The sequence below is a fragment of the Nonomuraea sp. KM88 genome (assembly GCF_052245635.1).
In the GTDB taxonomy this organism is placed as follows: Bacteria; Actinomycetota; Actinomycetes; order Streptosporangiales; family Streptosporangiaceae; genus Nonomuraea.
Map to the genome: position 1 here is coordinate 657,102 of NZ_JBQQCC010000004.1, position 14,304 is coordinate 671,405.

Sequence of the window (14,304 nt, forward strand, 5' to 3'; positions counted from 1 at the left end):
CTGGACATCACTCTGCGTAGGCAGGATGAAGCCCGGAGCGAACGGCGGGGCGGCGTGTCGCCGGGGATCTGGATATTTGCCTCGATACGGTAGGCGGATCGCGCGAGGAGACCGGGCAAGTCGGCACGATCTACCCCTGTGGTCTGGTGGAATCTAGTGTTGTGAGTGGTCAGACCTGGCGGCTGGTGCGTCGCGGCAACGGCGGCCCTGTTGTGCCTCCTGTGCTCGACGAGCACCAGTGTGCCGTGGTCGAGCACGGGAGCGGGCCCCTCCTCGTCCTCGCCGGGCCCGGCACCGGCAAGACCACCACGATCGTGGAGAGCGTCGTCGACCGGATCGAGCGGCGGGGTCTCGATCCCGAGCGGGTGCTCATCCTCACCTTCAGCAGGAAGGCCGCCGAGGAGCTGCGCCAGCGCGTCACCGCCCGGCTGCGCCGCACCACCCGCACCCCGCTCGCCCTCACGTTCCACTCCTACGCCTATGCCCTCCTGCGCCGCGAGGCCGTGCTCGAAGGCAAGCCTCCGCCGCGCCTGCTCACCGGCCCCGAGCAGCTCCTGGAGATCCGCCGCCTGCTCCACGGCGAGCTGGAGAACGGCGCGCTCGACTGGCCGCCGTCGCTGCGCGAGCCGCTCAGGACCCGCGGGTTCGCCGAGGAGCTGCGCGACTTCCTGTCGCGGGCCAACGAGCGCGGCCTCGACGCCGAGCGCCTCGTCGCGCTCGGCCGGCGGCACGGGCGCGCCGACTGGGCGGCGGCCGGCCGGTTCGCCGAGCGCTATCAGGACAGGTTCGACCTCGATCCCGAGGAGACCTACGACTACGCCGAGCTCGTCAGGGCCGCCTCGGCGCTGCTGGCCCGGCCCGGGGTGCTGGCGCGCGAGCGGGCCGCGCACGACGTGGTGTTCGTCGACGAATACCAGGACACCGACCCGGCCCAGGAGCTGCTGCTCGCCCAGCTCGCGGGCGACGGCCGTGACCTGGTCGCGGTGGGAGACCCCGACCAGTCGATCTACGGCTTCAGGGGCGCCGACGTGCAGGGCATCATGCAGTTCCCCGAGCGTTTCCCGGCCCGCGACGGCCGCCCCGCGCCGGTGCTGGCGCTGCGGGTGTGCCGCAGGAGCGGCGCCGACCTCCTGGAGGCCTCGCGCCGGGTCGCCGCCCGGCTGCCGGTCGCCCCCATGCCCGACCACGCGTACGGGCACGAGCACGACCACCGCGACCTGACGCCGCTCCCCGACGCGGAGGCCGGCGACGTGCGGGTGCTGCTGGCCGACAGCACCAGCCAGGAGGCCGCCATCGTGGCCGACACCCTGCGGCGGGCCCACCTGATCGACGGCGTGCCGTGGCGCCGGATGGCGGTGCTGGTCCGCTCGGCCAAACGCCAGGTGCCGTTGCTGCGCCGGGCCCTGGTCAACGCGGGCGTGCCGACGATGATCGCGGGCGATGAGGTGCCGATCGCCCAGGAGCCCGGCGTGCGCCCGCTGCTCACGATGTTGCGGGTCGCGCTCGACCCGGCCCAGCTCGACGAGCCGGTGGCGGAGGAGCTGCTGACGGGCCCGCTCGGCGGCACCGACATGATCGGCGTACGCCGGCTCCGCCGCGCTCTCAAGATCGCCGAGAACGACGCCGTGGCCGCGCTGCGCGAGGCGGGCGCCGGCGACGACGAGCGGCCGTCAGCGGCACGCTCGTCCGGCGAGTTGCTCGTCGCCGCCGTGCAGGACGCGCGCGAGCTCACCCGCGTCGAGCCCCACATCGCCCTGCCCGCCGAGCGGGTCGCGGGGCTCCTCGCCACCGCCAGGGAGGCCGCACAGCAGGAGGGCACCGCCGAAGACCTCCTGTGGGCCGTGTGGCAGAGCAGCGGCCTGGCCGCGCGCTGGACCGACCTGAGCCTGGCGGGAGGCGCCAGGGGCGCGCAGGCCGACCGTGACCTCGACGCCGTGGTGGCGCTGTTCGACCACGCGGCCAGGTTCGTCGACCGCATGCCCAAAGCGGGCCCCGAGGTGTTCATCGACGACTTGGCCGCCCAGGAGATCCCCGGCGACACGCTGGCCGACCGGGCGCCCGACGGCGACGCCGTGCGCGTGCTGACCGCCCACCGCTCGAAGGGCCTCGAGTGGGACGTCGTCGTGGTCGCGGGTGTGCAGGAGGGCGTCTGGCCCGATCTGCGCCTGCGCGGGTCGCTGCTCGGCGTCGAAGACCTCGTCGAGGTGGTCGAGGGCGCCGAGCCGAGCGCCGCGTCGCTGGCCTCCAAGCTGCTGGCCGAGGAGCGCCGGCTGTTCTACGTGGCCGCGACCAGGGCCAGGCGCAGGCTCGTGGTGACGGCCGTGGGCGGCGACGACACCGACGAACGGCCGTCCAGGTTCCTGAGCGAGCTGATGCCGGGCGCGGTGGAGACGGCCACGGTCGACGACCGCGCCCGCTGGCTCACCATGTCCGCGCTCGTGGCCGACCTGCGCAGCGCGGTGACCGACCCCACCAAGCCGGCGAAGATGCGCCGGGAAGCCGCGAGCCAGCTCGCCCGTCTGGCCGCAGCGGGGGTCCAGGGAGCCCACCCCAACGACTGGTACGCCCTCACCCCCATCTCCGACGATCGTGCCCTGAGCTGGCCCGACGGGGTCGTCAGCATCTCGCCGTCGGCGGTCGAGAGCTTCACGAAGTGCGGCCTGCGCTGGCTCCTGGAGACGGCGGTCGGGGCCGCGGGCACCAGCACCGCCCAGGGCCTGGGCAACGTCATCCACGCGCTGGCCGTCCTGGCGGCCACCGACCTGCCCAGCGAGGATCTCCTCGGCGACCGCCTCGACCAGGTCTGGAACGATCTCGACTTCGGCGGCGTCTGGTACAACCGCAAACAGCGCCAGGTCGCCGAGCAGATGATCGGCAAGTTCCTGCGCTGGCACAAGGAGAATCCGCGCGAGCTGGTGGCGCTGGAGGAGGCGTTCACCGCGATGCTCTCCGACGGCGTGCAGATCAAGGGCCGGGTCGACCGGGTCGAGCGCGACGGCGACAACCGCGCGGTCATCATCGACCTCAAGACCGGCGGCGCCAAACCCAGGGCGGGTGATCTCGACCGCCATCCGCAGCTGGGCGTCTACCAGCTCGCGGCGCTGCTCGGCGCGTTCGCCCGGCACGGCATGGCCGAGCCGGGCGGCGCCGCGCTGGTGCAGCTGGGCAAGGCGGCGGGCAAGAAGGACGCGCTGGAGCAGCGGCAGGGAGCACTGGCCGACGACCGCGACCCCGGCTGGGCCGCGGACCTGGTCGACACCGTGGCGACCGGCATGTCGGGCCCGTTCTTCCAGGCCAAGGTCAACGACGGCTGCCGCACCTGCGCGGCCAGGGCGAGCTGCCCGGTCAACGACAACGGGGGCCAGGTGTGCTGACCCCGGCCGAACTCGCCGGCAAGCTCGGCATCCTGCCCCCCACCCGCGAGCAGGCCGCGGTCATCGAGGCGCCGCTGGAGCCGACCGTCGTCATGGCGGGCGCGGGCTCGGGCAAGAGCGAGACGATGGCCGGCCGCGTGGTCTGGCTGGTCGCCAACGGCCTGGTCAAGCCGGAGAACGTGCTCGGCCTGACGTTCACCCGCAAGGCGGCGGCCGAGCTGGCCACGAGGGTCAGGGAGCGGTTGTCCGGCCTGGCGGAGGCCGGCCTGCTCGCGCCGGGCGCCCTCGACAACGAGCCCACCGTGTCCACCTACCACGCCTACGCCTCCCGCCTGGTGACCGACCACGCGCTGCGCGAAGGGCTGGAGCCGACCATGCGCCTGGTCACGCCCGCCGTGTCGTGGCAGCTCGCGTCGCGGGTGGTGGCGATGTACGACGGGCCGATGGACAAGATCGAGCTGGGGCCGCCGTCGGTCACGGCCGCCGTGCTGGAGCTGGCGGGGGAGCTGTCGGAGCACCTGCGCTCGCCCTCCGACGTCAGGCGGCTGGGCGGGTGGCTGAAGGACCGCCTCGCCGCGCTGCCCGGCCGCACCACGCTCGCGCAGCGCAGGCCGCTCGGCGTCCAGGAGGCCAGGGAGCAGCTGCTGCCGCTGGTGGAGGCGTACGAACTGCTCAAGCGCCGCCGCGAGGTCATCGACTACGGCGACCAGATGTCGCTGGCCGCCAGGATCGCCTCCGGTCACAAGGAGGTCGGCGAGATCGAGCGCGCCCGCTTCTCCGTGGTGCTGCTCGACGAATACCAGGACACCAGCCACGCCCAGCTCGTGCTGCTGCGCTCTCTCTACGGCGGCGGCCATCCGGTGACCGCGGTGGGCGACCCCTGCCAGTCGATCTACGGCTGGCGCGGCGCCTCCTCCGGCAACCTTCGCCGCTTTTCCCGAGATTTCCGGACAAGCTCGGGCGAGCTTGCCCCGGTCCGCCAGCTCAGCGTCAGCTTCCGCAACGGCGACCGCGTCCTCGACGTCGCCGCCCGCGTCCAGCTCCCGCTGCGCATGGAGGCCCGCGAGGTGCCGGTCCTCGTCCCCGGCCCCAACCGCGTCGACCGGGGCCGCGTCACCTGCGCCTTCCACGAGACCGCCGACGACGAAGCCGCGTGGATCGCCGACGGCATCGCCAGGATCCTCGGCCAGGAGGTCGCCCCCGACGGCATGCCCTGGGGCGAGCAAGAGCGCAAGAAGACGCTCGCCGTGCAGCCCCAGGACGTCGCGATCCTGGCGCGCAAGCGCTCGCAGTTCCCGGCCCTGCGCAGGGCGCTCGAGGATCGCGACATCCCGGTCGAGGTGGTCGGCCTCGGCGGCCTGCTCACCGTGCCCGAGGTCAGCGACATCGTGGCCACCCTGCGCGTCCTCTACGACGCCACGGCCGGCGACGCGCTGGCCAGGCTGCTGGCCGGGCCGCGCTGGCGCATCGGCCCCGCCGACCTGCGGGTGCTGGGGGAGCACGCGAGAGACCTGGCCCGCGAGCTGAGCGAGAGCCACCGCGAGGACGACCCGCTCGACCAGGTGGTGGCCGACCTGGCGGAGGAGCGCGGCAGCCTGGTCGACGCGCTGGACGAGCTGCCTGACAGGGAGGGGTGGCTGGAGGCTTTCTCGCCGCTGGCCCGCACCAGGCTCGTCGCGCTCGCCCACGAACTGCGCCAGCTCAGAGCCCACACCGCGCAACCGCTGCCCGACCTGATCTCCGAGGTCGAACGGCGGCTCGGTCTCGACGTCGAGGTGGCCGCGCGCAGCGGCACGGTGAGCGCGTTCGCGGCGCGGGCCGACCTCGACGCGTTCCTCGACGCGGCGTCCAGATTCGCGGGCGACTCCGAGGACCCGACGCTCGGCGCGTTCCTGGCCTACCTGCAGGCGGCCGAGAGCGAGGAGTTCGGGCTGGAGGCCGGACGGGTCGGTGAGAGCAACAGCGTCAAGCTGATGACCGTGCACGCCTCCAAGGGGCTGGAATGGCCGATCGTGGTCGTGCCGGGGTTGTCGCAGCTCGTCAGCTCGAAGGGGACGATCGCCACGGGCAGCGTGTTCCCCGCCACCCCGGTCACCAACAGCCGCTGGACGGACAACCCGCGCAAGCTCCCCTACTCCCTGCGCGGCGACGCCGCCGACCTGCCCAGGCTGGGAGGGTTGAGCAAGGAGGAGCTGGCCGCGTTCGACGAGCGCTGCCGCGAGCGCGACCTGATGGAGGAGCGCAGGCTCGCGTACGTCGCGGTGACCCGGGCCCACTATCACCTGATCGCCTCCGGCTACCGCTGGGGCACCGCGACGAAGCCGCTGGAGCCGTCCGACTTCCTGCTGGAGATCCGCGACACCGCCGACCGCGTCTCGTTCTGGGCCGGCGACCTCGCGGAGGGGGCCACCAACCCGCTGCTCGCCGAGCCCGCCGAGGCCGTCTGGCCCGTCACGCCGGAGGGGCTGCGCTACGAGTCGGTGCTCGACGGCGCCCGCCTGGTCGAGGACGCCCTTTCGGGCAGACTCGCCGGCTCACCCGCCGAGGAGGAAGAGGCGGGGGAGCCGCTGCGCTCGTTCGAGGAGGAGCGCCTGCGCGCCTGGGAACGCGACACCGACCTGCTCCTGCGCGAGCGCGAGCTGCACCGGCGCCGGCCCGCGACGACCGTCGAGCTGCCCGCGAAGCTGACCGTGTCGTCGCTGGTCACGCTGGCCGCCGACCCGCGCGAGCTGGCCCGCAGGATCCGCCGTCCCGTCCCGGCCAAGCCCGCGCCGCTGGCCCGGCGGGGCACGTCGTTCCACAAGTGGCTGGAGACGCGCTGGGACCAGCAGCGGCTGATCGACGACTTCGAGCTCGACCTGTACGACGAGCTCGAAGAGGCCGACGTGCGCCTGGCCGAGCTGCAGGAGCGGTTCGAGGAGAGCGAGTGGGCCGACCGGCGGCCGGTGGAGCTCGAGGTGCCGTTCGAGACCATGATCGCCGACCGGCTGGTGCGCGGGCGGATGGACGCCGTCTTCGAGCGGCCCGGCGGCTACGAGGTCGTCGACTGGAAGACCGGGCAGCCGCCCAGGGGCAGGAAGGCCAGGGCGGCGTCGGTGCAGCTGGCGGCGTACCGGCTGGCCTGGTCGCAGCTGGCGGGCGTGCCGCTGGAGCGGGTGGGCGCGGCCTTCCACTACGTACGCGCGAACCGCACGGTGCGCCCGGTCGACCTGCTCGACGCTGACGGCCTGGTGGCGCTCGTCGAGAGCGTCAGGATCGCAGATAGTGGAAAGCCGGCTTCGGGTGCATGAGGAAGTCGTGGTGCGAGATGTTCCAGGCGTAGGCGCCGGCCATCTCGAAGACCACGGTGTCGCCCACGCGGGCCGTGGTCACAATATTTCGGGCGAAAACGTCTTTCGGGGTGCACAGCTGGCCGACGAACGTCAGCGGCTCGCCGGCGACCCCCGGCCCTGACCCCGTGGGAAGCATCGTGAAGGGCTGGTCGTGGCCCTTGGTGGCCGGCGTGCGCAGGTGGTGCGTGCCGCCCAGCACGATCGCGTACGCCTCGCCGCGCACCCGCTTCACGTCCACGACCCTGGTCACGTAGAAGCCGCAGTAGACGGTCAGCGCCCGGCCCGGCTCGATCCGCAACCGCCGCCCTTGGCCCAGCGCCGCCAGCCCCGCCCCGTACGCCTCCCAGCCGAACCTCGTCTCAGGCGCGGCGTACGAGACCGCCATGCCGCCGCCCAGGTTGACCTCGTCGTACGCGCCCCCGAGCAGGATCCCGGCCAGCCGCAGCAACTCGTCCGCGTCCAGCCCGCTGGCCAGGTGAGCGTGCAGGCCGCGCAGCCGCACCCGCTCGCCGAACAGCGGCAGGCACTCGGCCACGCCCTCCTCGTCCATCCCGAACGGGCCGCTCATCGTGAGTGCCGCCCCCTCCACCGACAGGTCGGGATTGAGCCGGAGCAGCACGTCGGCCTCCAGGCCCGTGGCGAGCAGGCGGCGCAGCTCGTTCGGCGACTCCACGTGGAGGCGGTGGTGCGGCAGGCGCAGTTCCGCGTCGGTCTTGCCCGGGCCGCCGAGCGCCACCGGCATGCCCGGGAACAGGCTCGTGACGTGGGCGTGCTCGCCGCCCGACGACACCTCGAACCCGTCCACGTGCCCGGCCAGCACGCGCAGCAGCTCGGCGTCGGGGTTGGCCTTGACGGCGTAGTACAGCTCGACCGCCCCCAGCGCCCGCCGTACGGACGCGACGTGCTCGTCCAGCGCGGGCAGGTCATAGAGGTAGGCCGGGACGGCGGGCAGGCTCGTGGCGGCGTCCTCGACGCGGGCGCTGATCATGCGAGCGGGTTCGCGATCGGGACGTAACCGGCGGCCCGGTCGGCCGCCCTGGCCCAGCGCACGCCCAGGTTCGCCTTGGCCGGCAGCGGCGCCCCTGCCAGCAGGTCCGACAGGGGCAGCGGCCGGCCCAGCTCGCCGGCCTGGCGGGCCAGCAGGTCGCGGGCGACGCGCCACAACGCGCGCAGCAGCGCGTCGTCGGGTCCGGCGAGCGTCGCGGCGATCTCGGTGAGGTGGTTGACGAGCAGGCAGTAGACCACCCGGGCCCAGCCCCGTTCGGCGTCGTAGGTGAGAGCCCTGGCGACGTCGGGGTGCAGGCCGCCGAGGTCGTGCCGGCCCTCGACGAGCTTGGTGCCCTCCAGGTCGCGGAAGACGGCCTGCGCGGGCAGCCCGGAGGTGTCCAGGCCGACCAGGACGTTCTGCAGGTGGGGCTCCAGCACCACGCCGTGCGCGAAGTACAGCTCCAGCACCGGCAGCGCCACCACCCGCACGTACGCCTCCCACCACGGCAGCGGATCCAGGGCGGGGGCGTCGAGGGCGAGGGCGGCGGCCAGCACCGGGGTCACGCCGGGGGAGCAGGCGGCCCACGGGCTCTGCCTGACGATCACGCCCAGCCCTTCGCGCAGCCTCAGGCTGAGGGTGGCCGAACGGTAGCCGGGTTCTGGCAGCCAGCGGGTGGCGGGATGCCGGGCCGACACGTCACGAAAGAGGGGTTCGAGTCGCCTGGTCAGCTCCACGGCCCCGGCCAGCTCGTACCAGGCGTTCTTCCGCACGCAGTTCGTGATCCGTACATCCAGGGAGAACTTCAGGCAGACCTCCGCCTCCGGGGCGTACACCGTCCGTACGGACGAGGTCGGCTGCACCACGGGACCCGGTCCGAGGTCGACCAGCTCGGCCCCGAACGCGGGCCGCAGCAGGTCGAGCTGCCACGGATGCGCGGGCAGCAGCCGGTAGCCCGCCGGCGCGTCGCCCATCGCGTCGAGCGCCGACGCGTCCCCGTCCTGCGCGACGAGGTCCGCCCGCACGCCGAGCAGCCTCAGGGAAAACTCGGCGTGCGCCTCCGGCGCGTACCGCAACCAGCCGGACCCGTCCCGCGCCTTCGGGCTGGGGTGGAACGGATGGCCGAACACGAGCGCCTGCTCCGACGCCAGCCACGGATCGGCGGGCGGCACGGCCGCGCCCCTGGCCGTCAGGATCGCCGCCACGGCGTCCCTGCTGGCCGCCACCTGACCGGCGAACTCGCCGTTGCACCCGAGCCCTCCCAGCTCGGCCTCGACCAGCCCGATCAGCTCGTCCGTGGTCAGCGCCTGCCACGCGCCGCCGGCCAGGCGCTGCGGCGGGCCGTCGAAACGCAGCGCGGCGCCGCCGTGGGCACGCACGCGCAACAGCGTGCCCGCGACCCGCAACAGCAGGTACGGCGGCGCCGGCCACACCAGGCCGCGCGGCCCGGCCACCTCCCGCACGCAGCAGCGCAGCAGGGCCGCCAGCGTCGCCTCCTCGGCCAGGGCGGAGGGCGCCGCCACGGCCAGTCCCTCAAGGCTCGGCATTCACGCTCTCCTCAGATAGTTGGGCCCGCTGGTCCCGTAGAACTTGTTGATGTCGCGGGCGCCGGACCGCTCCTTCGACACGAGCGTCCCGGCTGTGATCATGGACTTGCCGGTCAGCCTGGCGGCGTCGAGCGTCCGGGCGCGCAGGAGCCTGGCCATGGGGTCGTCGCCGTACTCGGCGAGCGCCTCGGCCAGCGTGTCGCGCAGCAGCGCGGACGCGCGGGCGTGCGGCAGCGCCCCGAACGTGACCGCCGCGGCGGCCAGGTGCAGCGTGATGGTCACGAACACGTCGGCCAGCGCGTGCGGATCGTCGTTCAGCATGCGCCTGTCCCCGAACTCCGGCACCGCCACCCCGGCGGCGGCCAGCCGCGCCGGTGAGGCCAGCAGCCCGTCGTTGTCCTTGACGAGCAGCTGCATGCGGTCTCCCCCGAGGACCAGGGCGAGGTTCTGCTGGTGGGCCTCCAGCGCGACGCCGTAACGCACGAAAAGCCGTACGTTCCACCGCAACAGCAGCCGCAGATAGCCGGGCAGCACGTCGCCCACCTCGTCGAGCACGCCGGGAGCGGTCAACGCGGCGACCGGCACGAGCTCGCCCGAGGGCAGCCGCCTGGCCATCCACGCGAGATGTTCGTCCCCGGTCTGCGCGTAGGTCTGCTCGTCGGCCAGCAGCACGTCCGGATCGGCCAGCTCGCGCAGCAGCAGCTCGGCTCTGGCGCCGTCGGCCAGCGTCCCCGGCTTGATCGAGCGGCGGTTCCTGGCCCCCAGCGTGCTGATCGGCAGCGGCAGCTTGAGATGCAACAGGGGGGTGACCTCGACCGTCCGCATGGACAGGGTGGGCCGCACGGTGACCGCGGCCTGGTCGAGCAGGCGTACGCCGTCGATCTTCCGCACCTCGCCGGTGGTCAGCGGGTGCACGGGGAACAGCGCCTCGTGCGGCCCCACGGGCAGCCCGGGGTCGGCCTCCGCGGGAAGGCGCACGGCGGAGCCCGGCGCGAGCGCGTCGTGCGGCACGGCCGCCCACCGCAGCTCGAAGGCGGGCCCGAACTCCGGCGCGTAGGCCACCAGCTCGTCCTCGGACAACCCCGGCCGGGCGCGGGAGGTCGGATAGACCGGATGGTCCACGAACGCGGCCCGCGTCTCGTACGACGGCCGCCGCCCCAGCACCTCGTCCGCCCGGGAGTCGTGCGCCTCCAGCGCGGCCATCGCCGCCAGGCACTCCTCGAAGAACGCCGCCACCCCTTCGGCGTCGGCGGGGTCGGCCACCTCCACGAGCGTCTCCAGCACCTGCTCCAGCCCCAGCCGCTCGCTCTCGGCGACCACGAAGTCCTGGAACAGCAGCCCTGGCGCCAGGCGCACCCAGCGGCCGTCCGCCAGCAGCAGCCCGACGCCGTCCCTGGTCCTGGTGACGCGGGAGGACAGCCCGCCGTAGTCCTCGCGCAGCAGGGCGTTCAGCACCCGCGCGGCGAGGTACGCCTCCCTGGCGCTCATCCGAGCACCCACGGCCGGCGGGCCCGGTAGTCGGCGATGGCCGCGTCGACCCGCGCCCGGTCGGGCCCGACCGCGCGGACGACGCCCAGGTAGTCGCGGTTGGTGTGGGTGAGGGAGACGACGTCGCCGACGGCCCGCAACGGCCGGTGCCAGAGCCGTACGTCACCGGCGACGACGCAATCGTGGCCGGGCGCCTGCTTGACCGTCCCGGGCCGGTCGGCGACCAGGCTGACCGCGCTGCCGTACCCGGTGGCCTCGGGGGCCGCGGGCGCCGGCTCGCCGAGGTGCACCCGCAGGATCCACGCGAACAGCGGCGCCCCGAGCACGTCGCCCAGCAGGAAGTCGCAGTGGTCGCCGATCACCCGGTAGTTGACCTCGACGATCCTCGGCCCGCGCGGGGTGACGACGTACTCGGTGTGGCAGGCCCCGAACCCCGCTCCGAGCGCCCGCAATGCCTCCAGCACGTGCTCGTGCGGCCCGTCGGGCGCCCAGTCGAGCCGCTCCTCCACGAAGTACGGCAGCGGCCCCAGCGTCGTCTCGAACCCGCCGAGCACCTGCAGCCCGGTGCTGTCACCCAGCGTCTCCAGCGTGCGCAGCGGCCCTTCGAGGTATTCCTCCACGACCAGCGCCTCGCCTGGCCGCCGCTTCCTGAGCTCGGCCACGGCCCGGTCCAGGTCTCGCTCGACGAGCATGACGTCCTCGCTGGCCACGCCCTCGCGCGGCTTGAGCACGACCGGGTAGGGCGGGTCGCCGGGGACCGGGTCGCCGGGCGCGAGCCGTACGGTGAAGACCCGCTCGACCCCCGCCTCCCGCAGCCGGCGCCGCATGAGGAACTTGTTCTTGGCCGCCACGCACGCCCGCCAGTCCTTGCCGGGCAGCCCGAAGTAGTCGGCGGCCAGAGCCGTCTCCGCCTGCAGGTGGTCGGAGTTGGAGAAGATCGCGTCGGGTCTGCCGAGCTGCTCGACCGTGTCGATCAGCGCGCGCGGATCCCGCACGTCGCACGCGACCGCGTGCGGATGCTGCTCGGGCCGGTCCGTCAGGATCGTCACCTCGCAGCCCAGCGCGCGTGCCGCGGGCAGGAAGCCGTCCGTCACGGAGTCGGTCGGTTTGAGCGCGGTCAGGTAGAGCCGCAACGCGAGGACCCCCAGAAGAATCAGGTAAGCCTTACCTAACTCATCGATCGTAGCTCAGAGAGATCATCGCGTCGCCCGGATAGGTTAATCGGCCGCCAACTGCGAGGTCATAGGATGACATGGAATTCGGGAGGGGACGATCGGTGGAGACGACCGCGGAAGAGCAACTCATCGGACCACTGCTTCTGGCGCGGGGCACCGTCGACAGATCCGTGCTGCTGCGGGCCGACGAACGCCGGCTGGAGCAGGCGTGGTCCGATCCGGCGACCAGGGTGCTGGTGATCGACAACGGTCACACGCTGGTGCGCCGGCAGGGAGATGAGGTGCAGGCGGTGCTCTTCACCACCGCGGAGGCGCCCCCGGGGCCGCGCTATCTCCTCGGCGTGGAAAGCGGAGCCGCCTACTTCGCGGTCGCCGCGCCGCTGCCCGGCGTCTCCGGAGGCGACGGAAACGGCCGCGTGACCGTCCCGCTGAGCCTGCGTGACACGCCCGACGGCGTGCCGGTGCCGGCCGGGCTGCGCCAGGCGGGCGGCCTGCTCGGCGACCGCGACGCGGGCCTGCTGGTCTACGCCGTGGCGCTGGAGGCCTGGCACGCGACCCACGAGTTCTGCCCGCGCTGCGGCACCCGCACCATGATCCAGGCGGGCGGCCACATCCGCGTCTGCCCGCAGGACTCCAGCCAGCACTTCCCGCGCGTCGACCCAGCCGTGATCATGCTGATCCGCGACCCCGACGACCGCTGCCTGCTCGCCCGCGGGCCGCAGTGGCCGCAGGGCCGCCTGTCGATCCTGGCGGGGTTCGTCGAGCCGGGCGAGTCGCTGGAGGCCGCCGTCGCGCGCGAGGTGGCGGAGGAGGTCGGCATCACGATCGCCAACCCGCGCTATCTCGGCAGCCAGCCGTGGCCGTTCCCGCGCAGCCTCATGCTCGGCTTCTTCGCCGACGCCACGACCACCACCCTGACACCCGACGCCGACGAGATCGCCGAGGCGCACTGGTTCTCCCGTGAGGAGCTGGTGCGGGCGCTCGACTCGGGCGAGCTGCGCCTGCCGCCGCCGGTGTCGATAGCCCGCCGCCTGATCGAGACGTGGTACGGCGGCGAGCTGACCGGCGACTGGTGATCAGGCGGGCGCGAGCAGGGCCTTGACCTCGATGGCCGACGGGTTGGTGCGCACGACGCGGCCGGCCGGGGTGTCGATCACGACGGTCGGCACCACCTGGTTGCCGTTGTTGACGCTCATCACGAACTCCGCGGCGGCGGGGTCACGCTCGATGTCGACCTCGTCGTAACTGATGCCCTCGCGGGTCAGCTGAGACTTGAGCCGCTTGCAGGGGCCGCACCACGTGGTGCTGTAGATCGTGAGCGCCATGTTGGGAAATCCCTCCAAGGTCAGGAAGACAGGCGCTCGGTGCAACAACGCGACCCTGCGGCTTAATCCCGGCCGCCTGATCCCCGGCCGTCTAGCCGATGCGCTCGGCGATCCAGGCCTGCACGCGCTCGGCCACGCCGGGCATGCGGTAGAGGGGGGCGCTGTGGTTGCTCCCCGGCGCGGCGTAGACCGTCACGGGGACTCCGACCTGGCCCAGCATCTGCTTGAGCAGCTGGCTCTGCACCGGCGGCACGAACTCGTCCTTCGAGTGCACGGCCAGCACCGGCGCGTCCTTGCGGCTGGCGTGCCAGGCCACCTCCATGCTGGCCCACACGCGCGAGCACTTGCCCTTGGGATGGCAGTTGCCCGCCAGGCGGATGGCGGCGGTGCGCAGCTTGCGCTTGTTCCGCTCGATGGCCTTCGCGCCGTCGGCGTACGCGCGCAGCGGCGAGATGATCGGCGACAGGCCCACCACGCCCTTGAGGCCGGCCATGCCGTCGCCGTAGGTGCCGACGGCGGCCGCGATGTGGCCGCCGGCGGAGAAACCGACCACCACGTAGTTGCTCGGATCGAACGCCCACCTGTCGGCGTGCTTGCGGGCCGTCGCGATCGCGGCCAGCGCGTCGGTGCGCTGCGCAGGCCAGGCGGCGTCGCCGGACAGGCGGTAGTTGAGGTTGAAGACCGTGTAGCCGAGCTCGGCGTAGCTCCGGGTGATCTCCTTCATGTATCTCTTGTCGCCGCTGGACCACCAACCGCCGTGGATCAGGAAGACACCCGGGCGCTCCATGCCGTCGGGAGTCCACCACACGTCCATGCTCTGGCGCTTGTGGCGGCCGTACGCGACGGTTTCTAACGCAAGACCCCCAAGCCCATCCGGATACAGGGGATTACTCACCGTAGGGCCTGGTGTGGGCTCCCTGGTCGCATTCGCGGCGACGACCGGTGTGAGCACAACGGCAGCGAGCGTCAGAACACCCACAGTGACCGCAGTTCGCACGGCCTTCCTTTCCCCCATGCAGATGGTCGGCCCCATTGTGGGGGAAGAGACCAGTAGTTTGCATCTTGTTGGCTATGAACA

General features: G+C 73.0%; 9 protein-coding genes. 3 read left to right on the top strand and 6 right to left on the bottom strand.

Going from position 1 to position 14,304, the window contains the following annotated elements:
- Positions 1-161: 161 nt before the first annotated feature.
- A complete protein-coding gene (locus tag ACTWPV_RS16515; protein WP_443152416.1) occupies positions 162-3,374 on the top strand; it encodes an ATP-dependent helicase in 3,213 nt (1,070 codons plus the stop codon).
- The gene (locus tag ACTWPV_RS16520; RefSeq protein ID WP_443152417.1) at positions 3,368-6,664 is read left to right on the top strand and encodes an ATP-dependent helicase; all 3,297 of its coding nucleotides are present in this window, start codon (positions 3,368-3,370) and stop codon (positions 6,662-6,664) included. Before ACTWPV_RS16515 ends, ACTWPV_RS16520 begins: the two co-directional genes overlap by 7 nt.
- Here ACTWPV_RS16520 and ACTWPV_RS16525 read toward each other — a convergent pair.
- From ACTWPV_RS16525 to ACTWPV_RS16540, 4 genes are read right to left on the bottom strand one after another with little or no spacing between them, the layout of a single operon-like run.
- A complete protein-coding gene (locus tag ACTWPV_RS16525) occupies positions 6,624-7,694 on the bottom strand; it encodes a type III PLP-dependent enzyme (protein ID WP_443152418.1) in 1,071 nt (356 codons plus the stop codon). The two genes, ACTWPV_RS16520 and ACTWPV_RS16525, sit on opposite strands and share 41 nt — an antisense overlap.
- Positions 7,691-9,238, bottom strand: a complete 1,548-nt coding sequence (locus ACTWPV_RS16530) for an IucA/IucC family protein (RefSeq protein ID WP_443152419.1) — start codon at positions 9,236-9,238, stop codon at positions 7,691-7,693. Before ACTWPV_RS16530 ends, ACTWPV_RS16525 begins: the two co-directional genes overlap by 4 nt.
- The gene (locus ACTWPV_RS16535) at positions 9,239-10,726 is read right to left on the bottom strand and encodes an IucA/IucC family protein (RefSeq protein WP_443152420.1); all 1,488 of its coding nucleotides are present in this window, start codon (positions 10,724-10,726) and stop codon (positions 9,239-9,241) included.
- Positions 10,723-11,859 carry a siderophore biosynthesis protein gene (locus ACTWPV_RS16540; protein WP_443152421.1) on the bottom strand — a complete coding sequence of 379 codons (1,137 nt, stop codon included), beginning with the start codon at positions 11,857-11,859 and terminating at the stop codon, positions 10,723-10,725. The genes ACTWPV_RS16535 and ACTWPV_RS16540 overlap by 4 nt, the downstream gene beginning before the upstream one ends.
- 143 nt (positions 11,860-12,002) lie before the next feature.
- Between ACTWPV_RS16540 and nudC the strand changes: the two genes are divergently transcribed.
- Positions 12,003-12,977 (top strand): NAD(+) diphosphatase, encoded by a 975-nt coding sequence (gene nudC / locus ACTWPV_RS16545; protein ID WP_443152422.1) that lies wholly within the window; start codon positions 12,003-12,005, stop codon positions 12,975-12,977.
- Here nudC and ACTWPV_RS16550 read toward each other — a convergent pair whose 3' ends face one another.
- Together ACTWPV_RS16550 and ACTWPV_RS16555 are read right to left on the bottom strand one after the other, a co-directional pair.
- Positions 12,978-13,226 carry a mycoredoxin gene (locus tag ACTWPV_RS16550; RefSeq protein WP_347646435.1) on the bottom strand — a complete coding sequence of 83 codons (249 nt, stop codon included), beginning with the start codon at positions 13,224-13,226 and terminating at the stop codon, positions 12,978-12,980.
- A gap of 91 nt (positions 13,227-13,317) precedes the next feature.
- A complete protein-coding gene (locus tag ACTWPV_RS16555) occupies positions 13,318-14,040 on the bottom strand; it encodes an alpha/beta hydrolase (protein ID WP_443152423.1) in 723 nt (240 codons plus the stop codon).
- Positions 14,041-14,304 lie beyond the last annotated feature (264 nt).

Bases quoted from the DNA above. Each gene is read 5' to 3' on its own strand.
- ACTWPV_RS16525 (WP_443152418.1), bottom strand. From the start codon at position 7,694: ATGATCAGCGCCCGCGTCGAGGACGCCGCCACGAGCCTGCCCGCCGTC.
- ACTWPV_RS16530 (WP_443152419.1), bottom strand. From the start codon at position 9,238: ATGCCGAGCCTTGAGGGACTGGCCGTGGCGGCGCCCTCCGCCCTGGCC.
- ACTWPV_RS16535 (WP_443152420.1), bottom strand. From the start codon at position 10,726: ATGAGCGCCAGGGAGGCGTACCTCGCCGCGCGGGTGCTGAACGCCCTG.
- ACTWPV_RS16550 (WP_347646435.1), bottom strand. From the start codon at position 13,226: ATGGCGCTCACGATCTACAGCACCACGTGGTGCGGCCCCTGCAAGCGG.
- ACTWPV_RS16555 (WP_443152423.1), bottom strand. From the start codon at position 14,040: ATGGACGTGTGGTGGACTCCCGACGGCATGGAGCGCCCGGGTGTCTTC.